This is a genomic window from Mycobacterium sp. (genome assembly GCF_035499775.1).
In the GTDB taxonomy this organism is placed as follows: Bacteria; Actinomycetota; Actinomycetes; order Mycobacteriales; family Mycobacteriaceae; genus Mycobacterium.
The window spans coordinates 1-11,726 of record NZ_DATJYB010000499.1; the positions used below are offsets into that span (position 1 = coordinate 1).

11 protein-coding genes are annotated in these 11,726 nt (G+C 66.5%); 7 read left to right on the forward strand and 4 right to left on the reverse strand.

The genetic code is table 11. The annotated features are described in order from the left end of the window. On the reverse strand, positions 1 to 273 hold a 273-nt coding region (locus VML93_RS30590; protein ID WP_325616324.1), incomplete at its 3' end, for a hypothetical protein. A 191-nt stretch (positions 274 to 464) separates the two neighbouring features. Between VML93_RS30590 and VML93_RS30595 the strand changes: the two genes are divergently transcribed. Then, the gene (locus VML93_RS30595) at positions 465 to 1,442 is read left to right on the forward strand and encodes a DUF2889 domain-containing protein (protein WP_325616325.1); all 978 of its coding nucleotides are present in this window, start codon (positions 465 to 467) and stop codon (positions 1,440 to 1,442) included. On the opposite strand, the gene VML93_RS30600 is transcribed toward VML93_RS30595, so the two are convergent. After that, a complete protein-coding gene (locus VML93_RS30600; protein WP_325616327.1) occupies positions 1,439 to 2,113 on the reverse strand; it encodes a response regulator transcription factor in 675 nt (224 codons plus the stop codon). The genes VML93_RS30595 and VML93_RS30600 overlap by 4 nt on opposite strands. Positions 2,114 to 2,247: 134 nt before the next feature. On the opposite strand from VML93_RS30600, the gene VML93_RS30605 reads away from it, so the two are divergent. The 4 genes from VML93_RS30605 to VML93_RS30620 all read left to right on the forward strand — a co-directional run bounded on the left by VML93_RS30605 (position 2,248) and on the right by VML93_RS30620 (position 5,415). Beyond that, entirely contained in the window at positions 2,248 to 2,403 is a 156-nt protein-coding gene (locus VML93_RS30605) for a DUF6131 family protein (protein WP_325616329.1), read from the forward strand. 111 nt (positions 2,404 to 2,514) lie between these two features. Then, complete coding sequence (locus tag VML93_RS30610) at positions 2,515 to 3,063, forward strand: hypothetical protein (protein ID WP_325616331.1); 549 nt, start codon at positions 2,515 to 2,517, stop codon at positions 3,061 to 3,063. Between the two features lie 285 nt (positions 3,064 to 3,348). Next, the gene (locus VML93_RS30615) at positions 3,349 to 3,639 is read left to right on the forward strand and encodes a hypothetical protein (protein ID WP_414686493.1); all 291 of its coding nucleotides are present in this window, start codon (positions 3,349 to 3,351) and stop codon (positions 3,637 to 3,639) included. Between the two features lie 171 nt (positions 3,640 to 3,810). After that, complete coding sequence (locus tag VML93_RS30620; RefSeq protein WP_325616333.1) at positions 3,811 to 5,415, forward strand: serine/threonine-protein kinase; 1,605 nt, start codon at positions 3,811 to 3,813, stop codon at positions 5,413 to 5,415. A 72-nt stretch (positions 5,416 to 5,487) separates the two neighbouring features. Here the strand turns inward: VML93_RS30620 and VML93_RS30625 are convergent, their stop codons facing one another. Together VML93_RS30625 and VML93_RS30630 are read right to left on the reverse strand one after the other, a co-directional pair. After that, positions 5,488 to 5,922 carry a DUF402 domain-containing protein gene (locus VML93_RS30625; RefSeq protein WP_325616335.1) on the reverse strand — a complete coding sequence of 145 codons (435 nt, stop codon included), beginning with the start codon at positions 5,920 to 5,922 and terminating at the stop codon, positions 5,488 to 5,490. A 77-nt stretch (positions 5,923 to 5,999) separates the two neighbouring features. Then, on the reverse strand, positions 6,000 to 8,681 hold the full coding sequence (locus VML93_RS30630) for an FHA domain-containing protein (RefSeq protein WP_325616337.1): 2,682 nt from the start codon (positions 8,679 to 8,681) through the stop codon (positions 6,000 to 6,002). A 218-nt stretch (positions 8,682 to 8,899) separates the two neighbouring features. On the opposite strand from VML93_RS30630, the gene VML93_RS30635 reads away from it, so the two are divergent. Then, a complete protein-coding gene (locus VML93_RS30635; RefSeq protein WP_325616339.1) occupies positions 8,900 to 10,951 on the forward strand; it encodes a serine/threonine-protein kinase in 2,052 nt (683 codons plus the stop codon). A gap of 60 nt (positions 10,952 to 11,011) precedes the next feature. Then, a partial coding sequence (locus VML93_RS30640) for a DEAD/DEAH box helicase family protein (RefSeq protein ID WP_325616341.1) occupies positions 11,012 to 11,726 on the forward strand: 715 nt, incomplete at its 3' end.

Below are 11,726 nucleotides of genomic sequence, written 5' to 3' on the forward strand. Positions count from 1 at the left end.
ATGTACGTTCCCCGAATACGGCCAGCGCAGCACGATCCGCATACCGGCTTTCTGCGGGTCGCCCAATACCGTGTTGGCCTCGAAAGCACGCCCAGGCAACGTGCTCAGCGGCGCGCTGTTCGTCTGGCCGCCCTGCATGACGAAGGTGGCTTGAGTGCCGGTTGTCACCCCGTCGATCCGGGCGATGTAAGTGATGTTGTGCAGGTCGGCGCGCGCGGTTGCCGCCAACAACTGAGAGCCGGCCGCGATCACCGTCACGGCGATGGTTGGCATCCATATGTGCTGGCCAGGACGCATAACTGCGGAGAGCACGCCGCAGCGCCGGCTGACGGCCGGCGGCCGCGCGACATGTCGACTCACGGATCGCGTTGTCCGGCCAGCCGTTTGGGCACGTCGCCGTGGCAGGTCCGGATGGCGAGCGAGGCCGTCGACGTGGACGCAATTCGGCCCGGTACCGTCAATTCATGCCGTTCGTCACGGACATCCTCGGGCCGCGGGAGCCCATTGCTGAAACGCCGCCGCTCGCAGCGGGCCTACGCCGACGCACCAGCACCATCGACACGCATCTGGGCGAGGCGCGAGACTCTCTGGTCGACCTTCGGGCGCGCGACGCGGCAGCAGCCGGAGCGGACCGCGTCGACGTGCTCGGGGAGGTCCGTGCCAGTGCGCACCTGGTCGACAACGTCATCGACGACATCAGGTGCACGCCGCAGGACAGCCGGCTGGATGCGCTGCGCGGCTGCCGTGTCGGCCCGGGGTTCCGGTCGAAGGTCGGCAAGCTGCTCCCCGACGAAGTGCAACGGGCCAGTCTGCTTCATCTGCTGCTCGACGACTGGGTCGGTGCGGCGCTGGTGTCCGGATACGGCCTGCAGCATACGGCGATCACCATGGGTATCGAGCAGAAGCTGCCACCGGGTGTCGCCGACCGGATGGCCGGGATCTGCGCGGGTTTCGCGCCAGAGGCGTCGTTGATCGGCTATGCCCGGCGGCACGATGTCATTCCGACGGGTCGCGGACCGGTGGCGCCGCCGCTGGACGGGTTGCATGATGTCGAGCCGCTTCGATCGCGGGGGATGCGCAGGTTCCGCCGGCTCGATGTGTGGCCGGTGGAAACCGATTTGGAGGACTTCGACGCGCACTTCCGCGACTCCCACATGGACGACGACCTGGTCGAGACGATCGTGCACGAATACACGGTCGCCGGGACGGTCGACAAGTCGACACGGACCATCACGTCAGTGCGCGCCGAGGTGCGGGTGTTGCCGTGGCAGGAATGTCCCGGCGCCATCGGCAGCGCGGCGCGCGTCCGCGGCATGAGCCTCGCCGAGTTGCGCGACCGCGTCCGCGGTGAATTCGTGGGCACCAGCACGTGCACGCATCTCAACGACACGCTGCGGTCGATCGCCGACCTGGACGCATTGCTGGATCTTGCCGTTCGCTAGGGGCCGCCGTGCCAGTGCTCGATGCGGTGATGGTCGGGAGTGAATCCGTGTTTCACGCCCCACAGCACGGCCTGGGTACGGCTGCCGACGCCGAGCTTGCGATAGATCGTGCGGATGTAGGACTTCACGGTGTTGGGGCTCAGGTAGGTCAGCCGCGCGACGTCGGCGTTGCTCATGCCCTGGGTGATCAACGCTAGAATCTCCGCCTCGCGGTCGCTGAGGCCTTCACCGCGACCCGGCCAGTCCAGTCCCGGAGCACTGCGCGCCCGCGCTCCCACGTCGCTGACGACGACTTCGCCGGCATGCACGGCTTCCAGAGCGGCGACCAGCTCGCGGGCGGGCAGGGTCTTGGACAGATACCCGTGAGCGCCATGCTGCCGTGCGCTGTCGACCAGGTCGGGGTGAAAGTTCCAGGTGTACACCACAACTCGGTGTGCCCGCGGATTGGCAACCAGGACCCCGATCTCTTCGTGGTCGGATTCGGGCTGGGCGAACGAGTCGTATAGGACGATGTCGACCTCGTCTTTGACGGCCGTCGTGGAGTCGAGTTCTGCGATCACGATGCGGTCGCGGTAAGGCTCGAGCATGTTGGCCACGCCCTTCACGACGACGTCGTAGTCATCGACGAGCGCGACCGTGATCGGCCCACGGGCGGCAGGTGGTGGCGGCATGCCGCAGAGATTACCTCCCCAGGCATGCCGCAGAGATTACCTCCCTAGGGGTGTATTGCTACACCCCTAACGGGTGGTCGACTGGGACCAACGTCGGGGGTAACCGAATCATCACTGAAGAGAGAAGGCACATCATGATCGTTCTCGGCCTCATCCTGCTGGTCCTCGGATTTCTGCTCAAGATGTCGATCTTGTGGACGATCGGGATCGTCCTGCTCGTCATCGGCGCGATCCTGGCAGTCTTGGGCAGCACCGGACGCGCGGTCGGGGGCCGCCGGCACTATTTCTGACATCCCGCTGACTGACATCCCGCTGACCCCGGCTTTGTGCCGCACGTCACACAAACACGTTTGCGTGGGCGCCGCCCGGGTAATTCGACATAAGTAAGAGAGGAGCACGAAATGCCCATCTGGGAATGGATTTTGATTGCGGCCGTCGTCGTGATCGTGGTCGCGGCGCTGATCGTCGCGGCCGGCGTGCTCGGAAGTCGCAGGAAGACAGCGCGACTCAAGCAGCACTATGGCCGGGAGTACGAGCGTTTGGTCTTTGAGTCCGGAGACCAGAAGGCGGCCGAGAAGGAACTCACCGAGCGGGAACGCAAGCGGGACAAGCTCGACATCGTTCCGTTGACCCCTTCGGCCCTCTCGGATTTCACCACGCGCTGGCACCAGGTGCAGACCGGGTTCGTGGACAACCCGGGAACCGCCGTCGGCGTCGCCGATCGGCTGGTGACCGAGGTGATGCGCGAAAGGGGCTATCCCATAGACGATTTCGATCAACGGGCAGCTGACATCTCGGTAGATCACCCGCAAATCGTGGAGAGCTACCGCGCCGCGCACGGAATCCATCTGGCGCAGCAGCACAGTGATGTCAGCACCGAGCAGCATCGGGAGGCGTTTGTGCACTACCGCGCGCTGTTCGAGAAGTTGCTCGAGACGGCAAACAATTGACAACGCGGCATAGGAGGTAAAGAAATGACAACACGCGATCGCCCGATCGAGGTAACCGATTCATACGATGAGTCCCACGCCCCCGTCGCGGCCACCCCGAGCACGAACGACCAAGCGGCGCAACGGATTGCGGATGACCCGCAGACAACTCCGACCGAACCCATGCGTCCGACCGTTCGGCCGTCGAGCGAACCGGCGCCAGCCGTCGCGGACCAGCGGGTCGCGCCGGCCGACGGAGTTGCATACAGCGCTGAGGCTCCGGCGATACCGGCGGATCATCCGAGCGTGGAACACGAATCAGTAACGGAGGAAGACCTGTTCGCCGACGACGAGCTCGCGGAATTGCGTGCGCGGTGGGCTGGCGTGCAGGCGGGCTTCGTCGATGATCCCAAGGAGTGCGTCCAGAAGGCCGATGTCCTCGTCTCTGATCTGGTCGAACAGCTCACATCTGGTTTCGCTCAGGCGCGTTCGCGCCTCGAAGAGCAGTGGGCCCGTGGCGAGCAAGCGTCCACCGAAGACCTTCGCCTGGCCCTGATGCACTACCGCGAATTCTTCGAGCGACTGCTTGCGGTGTAACGCGTGTCGCCAACGTGCTCTGAGGGCCAGAAAAGCGCCGAATTTTCGCCCTCAGAGCACGTTGGACGACCTCTTTGAACTGGCAACAAGCGCCACGAATTTCCCAAGTCGAGCGGCCAGAATACGGTCTCAGGCATATCGTGTTAGCGAGCCGTATTCCGGGAGGCCAGCATGGAGGGCGTACCGTTCGGACGCTACCGCTTGATACAGGTTCTGGGCGCCGGCGGCATGGGCGAAGTCTGGCGGGCTCATGACACCGATACCGACCGAATCGTGGCCATCAAAGTGCTCCCCGCGTACTTATCCGGCGACGAGACATTCAAGGAGCGATTCCGTCGGGAAGCGCATGCCGCAGCACAATTGAACACTCCGCACGTGATCCCAATACATCACTTTGGGGAAATCGACGGCCGCCTGTACGTGGATATGCGCCTGATTGAGGGCCGCGACCTGCAAACGGCGCTGGAAGACGGCCCAATCGCTCCTGCGCGAGCGGTCCGCATCGTCGAGGGCGTGGCGAAGGCTCTACACGCTGCACACAAGGTGGGCCTGGTGCACCGCGACGTAAAACCGTCCAACATCCTCCTCGACGACGACGAGTTCCCCTACCTCATCGACTTCGGAATTGCCCGCAGTGCCAACGACTCCCGGCTGACCAAGACCGGCAGCATGATCGGCACCCTCCAATACATGGCTCCGGAACGGATGGGCAGCGGGCAAGAAGATGCGCGCGCGGACATCTACGCATTGGCCTGCGTCCTCTACGAATGCCTCACGGGCACTCCACCGTTTCCTGCTGACAGTCCGGAGCGGCTCATGATGGCGCACCTGAGGACTCCGCCGCCGCAACCGTCGAGTGCGACGTCCGAAGTTCCCGCGCAATTCGACACGGTGATCGCGACGGGCATGGCGAAAGAACCCGATCAGCGGTATTCAAGCCCGATCGAGCTGGCGGATGCCGCCCGCGAGGCGGTGACGGTGCCAATTCCCCGGCCAGCGCCGAGTCCTGCGCCAACGCCACCCCCGGCGCGGTCGAAACCCGGTCCTGCCATGGCGCCGGCGGTCGGCCAGGACAAGCCGTCGCAACCGCCCACCATATTGGCGCCCGCGGAGACCCAGCAGCGCCCCGAGACGCTTCCCGCTTACGCAGCACGAAGAGAACCTCCGCCCGCGACGGCGCCCGCGCACGAATACCCTCAATCACCGGCCGGCGGGCGCGGCATCAAGATCGGTCTTGGGATCGGCGCCACCGTTCTGCTTCTCGTCGGCGTTGCAGTCCCGTTGCTCGTGTCTGGTTTGCAGAAGTATCGGGCGGCGAACCTTGCGGGCTCCACGGACAGGAACCCCACGTTCATGTTTGGGCTCGCTTTGCTCGGCATTGCCGGGTTGATCGTTGCCGTCAGTTTGGTGACGCTGATCGCGAAGTCGACGAAGCGTGGGGTGAGGGCCGTCGTGGGAATCACCGTCGCTCTTCTCCTGAGCTTCGGTCTTGCCGCGGTCCTCATTGTCACGAAGGACCACAACAAGCACGAACACTGGCTGGGTTCGAACAGGGAGGGTTCGATCATCTTGAACCCGTGGTTCGTGATGTTGATCTTTGGAGTGATCTGTCTCGCTGTCGCCGCTGTTGTCATCGTCGCCAGCTTGGTGATTCGGATAGCAACTCTGGGCCGTCGCGCCGTCAGTTCAGGACAGCTGCAGAGCGGCTCCCGGTCGCCGGGGGAGTCCTTCTCACGCGTCGGAGCAGAGCGCCACGACACCAGCTCAAGCCGCTGACGATCGCTGTTCCCTCCCCCTGCCGGTACTCCTGGGGCGGATGTGACAGTAGAGCCGCAGGTGTCTACGCCGTCAACGCCAGGTGACTTCCATGCCGCTAACGGCCAGCCAGGCCGACAGGTCGTAACCGTGGCTGGCCAGGCCGTCGACGGCATGCACGGCGCGCCGCACCGCCCGCTCGGCGACGTCCGGAGCCAGCAATCCGTGCCGGACGGCGTCCAGCAGCTCGTCGATATCGGCCAGCTCCGCTTCCCGGCCGGTGCGGACCTCGATGTCCAGGTAATGGTCTTCGGAATGCCACACGTCCGGGCCGGGCGTGTATTCGCCCACGTCGAGGTAGAAGTCGTGGTCGCGTTCATGGCCAGGGTTGAAGTGAAAGACCGTGGCACGCAGGCCCAGTGATGGCAGCAACCACGACTCGAGGTAATGGAACTGGGCCCGCCCGGGCGTGGGCCGGGCAACGTAGAGCCCCCACGGCTGCACCACGTATTCGTCGACGCCCCGCACGATGCCCTTGGGATCGGTGTTGGTGCGGGCGGTCAGGTCGAACGTCTCGTGCTTCGGCGGATGGATGACGTCACGCCCTATCGCTTCAGCCGGATCTTCCAGCGCACGAAGCAGAAATAGAGCAGCGACAGCGCACCCAGCATCCCCATATCGAAGAACCAGACCTTCGGTATGTGCTCCCAGAATCGGTCTTGGGGAAGCACCGAGCCGGGCACCAGCGTCCGCAGGTCGACGGTCGACGCGGCCGCCGCGTACCCCCACCGGGTCGGCATCGCAAACGACAGCTGGTCGAGCCCGAGTCGTCCGGTCACCGGCACCATCCCGCCGCACAGCACCAGCTGTGCCATCACCGCCACCACGAACAGCGGCATGACCTGCTCGCTCGAGCGGACCAGCGCCGAAATGGCCAGTCCGAGCAGGGCCGAGGTCACGCAGGTCGCCGCGACCGTGCTGAACAGCTCGCCGGTGGCCGCCAGGGTGCTGTGGCCCATCACTACCGCTCCGCGACTGGGTGTGCTCTTGCCGAGCACCACGATCGACGTGATGATCGCCGCTTGTAGGATGGCGAAGCCGCAGAACACGGCCGTTTTGGCGAGCAGATAGGCGGTGGTCGACAAACCGACCGCCTGCTCGCGCTGGAAGATGGCGCGCTCGCCGACCAGATCGCGGATCGTCAGTGCGATTCCCATGAACGCCGCCGCCGGCAGCAGCAGGCTCAGGATCTGCGCGGACTCGTCGGGCGTGCCGGCGTGCTCCCCGGGCATGCGGAATCCGTTGGAGCCGGGAACCGTCAGCGCCAGCGCACCGAGGATGAACGGCAGCAGCGCCAGGAACACGAAGTAGGCACGGTCGGCGACCACCAGCCGGACCTGCCGCCGGGCGATCGTCGAGATCTGACGCCGCAGACTCGTGTGCACCGGCTTGCCCAGCTCGACGGGCTCGGTTCTGGGCACCGGGGTCTTCGACGGCGTCTGGTCCCGGGCCAGGAACCGACGGTTGGCCTCGTCGGGGTCGGCGCCCACCTTGGTGAAGATCTTGGCCCAGTTGGTGGTACCCATCGCGTCGCCGATGCGGTCCGGCGGCCCGCAGTAGGCCGTCTTCCCGCCGGGTGCCACCAGCAACAGCTGGTCGCAGATGTCCAGGTAGGACAGCATGTGCGTGACGACGATCACCACGCGGCCGGCGTCGGCCAACTGGCGCAGCATCATCATGACCTGGTGGTCCAGTGCGGGGTCCAGGCCCGACGTCGGCTCGTCGAGGATCAGCAGCGACGGTCCGGTGAGCAATTCGAGTGCCACCGATGCGCGTTTGCGCTGCCCGCCGGACAGCTTGTCGACCCTGGTGTCCGCGTGTTTCCTCAGGTCGAGTTCATCGAGTACCTTGCCGACGACGGTGGCGCGGTCCACTTTGCTGCTGTCGGGCGGCAGTCGTAGTTCGGCGGCGTAGCCCAGCGCCTGCTTGATCGTCAACTGGCGATGCACCACGTCGTCTTGCGGGACCATGCCGATCCTGCTGCGCAGCGATGCGTATTCGGCATGAATGTCGTGGCCCTCGAAGGTGACCGAGCCCGCGGTGGGGCGGGCGTAGCCGGCGATCAGCCGGGCGAGCGTGGTCTTGCCCGCACCGGATCCGCCGATGACCGCGGTCAGCGTTCCGGGTCTGGCGGTCAGCGAGATGTCGTCGAGCAGTTGTTTGCCGCCGTCGACGCTGTACCTGACCCCGCGCACCTCGAGACCGCCGGTGCGGGTCTCGGCCTCGGCGCGGGGGACCAGGGTGCTGTTGGTGAAAACCATGTCGACGTTGCCGATGGTGACCACATCGCCCTCGGACAGGATCGCCGACCCGACCCGGGTTCCGTTGACGAACGTCCCGTTGATGCTGACGTCGCGGATCTCGGTGCCGAGCGGCGTCAGGCACAACGTCGCGTGTTCACGCGAGGCCAGGACATCGGAGATCACGATGTCGCTGTCCTTGGCGCGGCCTATGGTGACCGTGCCGGCCCCTTTTGGATGCTCGGGAGCGTCGGCGGAGCGCTGTGAGAGCCGTTTCACGAACCTCGTCGCGAGGTTCGACACGTCGCCCGGCTTGACGTCGATCAGGGTGAATTCCGCCGGTGCCTCAGACTTCGACGCCGGCGGAGCCGTCTGACCGGCGCTGACCACGGTGAGCTCTTCGGGCGGTGTGTGTTGCTTCCGGGGTGGCGCCGGCCGCCTTGGAGGCAGTTGTGGCGCCTTGCGCTGCCCCGACCCGGGACGCCTGGGCGGGGGCGGCTGCCGGGGCGCCGGTGCCGGCGCCGACGTGGGGCGGCCCCGGGGCGGGGTCCCGGCTTGGCCCCCATTCTGGCCGCGGGGCGGCGCGGGCGGCGGCTCCGGCGTCGTCGACCAAGACAGCGTCGGCGGTCCGGAATCATGCGCTGACCTGGGCCGCGGCGGCCGGCCGAGCTTTCCCTGCTGCGGTCCGATCTCGAAGGTCAGCCGCGGTCCTTGCGGATTCCCGACGTTGACGCTCTGGCCGTCGCGGATGTCGAACACGGGCATCCGGTAGCCGTTGACGTAGGTCCCGTTCAGCGAGCCGTTGTCGATCGCCAGCCATCGGCCCTGATCGAAGCGCAGGATCAGGTGTTCGCGGGAGATCCGCGGATCCGCGATGCGCAGGTCGGCGTGCGCGTCGCGTCCGACGACGACTTCGTGACCTGCGGCGAAGGACTGTTGGGACCCGTTGTGCCGGACTGTCAGCACGGGCGGGGCGGGTCGAGTCACTACTTCAGTATCGGCGTGTTGTCTGAGAGGGCTCCATTGGACTCGCCTGTGAAGCTGCTTTGTTTCAATTTGGCCACTCATAGCCGTTTCATAGCCTGCATCGGTCTAGCGCCCACCCGCATCGGGCATATTCGAACGGGATGGGGTTCCGGACATGGGGTTTCCGGGCTAGGGCTCCGGAACGTTTGGCATGCCGAGAAACAAGGGGGTGACGGCAGATGGACGAGCCAACAGGAGGTACCCGACGGCTGGGCGGGGGGCGGCGGCTGCTGTCCAACCCCGGTCTTGCCCGCGCCGCCGTGCGGGCGGGCTTCCAATCGCTGCCCTCGGCGACCGGGCAGCTGTTCCGCCGTGTCCCACCGGTGAGCTCGACCCCGAACGCGGACGCCGAGCAGGCCCCAGCCGAGGCGCAACGTGGCGAGGCCAGTGGTTCGCGCATCGCCAGCGGCGCGCCCTTTGCCGGATACACGATCCTGCGGCCGCTGGGCGCTGGCGGGATGGCCGAGGTCTACCTCGCGTTGCACCCCCGGTTGCCTCGTCGCGATGTGATCAAAGTCCTCGCCGAGGCGGTCACCGCGGACGGCGAGTTCCGCGAAAGGTTCAACCGGGAGGCCGATCTCGCCGCGACGCTCTGGCACCCGCACATCGTCGGCGTGCACGATCGGGGCGAATTCGACGGCCAGCTCTGGATTTCCATGGACTACGTCGAGGGCACCGACGCCTCGCGACTGGTGAAAGAGCGCTACCACGAGGGAATGCCGGTCGAGGAAGTCTGTGACATCGTGCAGGCCGTCGCGGGCGCGCTCGACTACGCCCACACTCGCGGCCTGCTACACCGCGACGTCAAACCCGCCAACATCCTGCTCGCTCATCCCGACGACGGGGAACGCCGAATCCTGTTGGCGGACTTCGGGGTAGCCCGCCACCTCGGTGACATCAGCGGAATCACCGAGACCAACGTCGCGGTCGGAACCGTCGCCTATGCCGCGCCCGAGCAGCTCACCGGCTCCAACATTGACGGGCGGGCTGACCAATACGCTTTGGCGGCAACGGCTTTCCACCTGCTTACCGGCGCGCCGCCGTTCCAGCATTCCAACCCGATCGCGGTGATCAGCCAGCACCTGCACGACGATCCGCCGCGGCTGAGTGATTTCCGCCCCGACTTGGATCACCTCGACGACGTGTTCTTCAAGGCGCTGGCCAAGAAACCCGAGGACAGGTTCGACCGCTGCCGAGGCTTCTCGGCGGCCCTCAGCGGGGAGTTGGACGACGTTGCCGGCGACCCGCGCATTTCGGCGCACAAACGCTCGCCAGGCCGCGGGCTCGCGACGCTGACCCACCGGTTTTCGTCACGAACCCGGTGGGCGACCGCTCTGATCTGCGCGGTGCTGATCGCCGTGGCGGCGACCTGGTCGATTCTGTACTCCTTCCAGCCCGACAGCGCTCCGCCCAACCCGGCACTCGCGTCGAGACCGTCGGCGCCTGCCCCCAGCGCTGCTCCGGCCGCCCCCGGGGGGCCGGCCCTGGACGGCACCTATCAAGTGACCTACGACCAGAGCAAGCGGACCGGCAACGGCGTCCCGATCCGTCACGACGGCCCCGCCACCGACTGGTGGGCATTCGACTCTGCGTGTACCACCAACGGATGCGCGGCCAGCGGGACGCAGCTGGACGACGCCAACCACCAAGTCGCCAGCACGACCAACGGAGGCCAGACCGACACCCTGCGTTTCGTCGGGGGATATTGGCAGGGCACTCCGCAGCAGGAGCGGGTGGGCTGCACCCAGCCGAATGGCCAAGTCACGGCCACCCAGCAGGAGACGGTTGCGTGGTCGCTGGCGCCGCAGGCCGACGGCACGCTGCGCGGCACGAAGATTGAGACCGTGCTCAGCAACGAGTGCGGCGCACAGGGCGCCGTGGTGCGAACGCCCGTGGTGGCGACCCGGGTCGGTGACGTGCCGAAGGGCGCGACCTTGGCCGATCCCGCCCAGGTGGTCAACGCCGCCGTCACACCGGCCGCCCCTTCACCGCCCGTGCTCGGCGGCGTGTGCAGCGATGTCGGCAAGCTCGGCTACGACCCGACCAACAACGAGCAGGTCGTGTGTGAGGCCAGTAGCTGGGCCAAGGCGCCCATCACGACGGGGGTGCACGCCGTCGGCAGCTCGTGCGACCGGCCGGGCACCTCGGTGTTCGCCATGTCCACCTCGAACGACGGCTACCTGCTCCAGTGTGATCCGGTGACCCGGATGTGGACCCGACCCGCCGGATAGACCAGGCTGAGCCGGCGTTAGCGTCGCCGGGCTGTCGGACCCCGCCTCTACTCTGGTGACATGGCATTCGCCACCGAGCATCCAGTAGTCGCGCATTCCGAGTACCGCCCAGCCGCAGAGGACGTGGAAGGGTTGGTGCGCACCGGCGCCCGCTTCGACGTGGTCAGTCCGCACGACCCGGCCGGCGACCAGCCGGCCGCCATCGAGGAGCTGGAGCGACGCATCCGGGCGGGGGAGCGCGACGTGGTGCTGCTCGGCGCCACCGGCACCGGGAAGTCGGCCACCACCGCGTGGCTGATCGAACGCCTGCAGCGGCCCACCCTGGTGATGGCGCCCAACAAGACGCTGGCCGCGCAGCTCGCCAACGAACTGCGAGAGATGTTGCCGCACAACGCAGTCGAGTACTTCGTGTCGTACTACGACTACTACCAGCCGGAGGCATACATCGCGCAGACCGACACCTACATCGAGAAGGACAGCTCCATCAACGACGACGTGGAGCGACTAAGGCACTCCGCGACGTCGTCGCTGCTGTCGCGGCGCGACGTGGTGGTGGTGGCCTCGGTGTCCTGCATCTACGGCCTGGGTACCCCGCAGTCCTACCTGGACCGCTCCGTCGAGCTGCAGGTGGGCACCGAAGTCCCGCGCGACGGGCTGCTGCGGCTGCTGGTCGACGTGCAGTACACCCGCAACGACCTGTCCTTCACCCGCGGCTCGTTCCGGGTGCGCGGCGACACCGTGGAGATCATCCCGTCCTACGAGGAGCTGGCGGTTC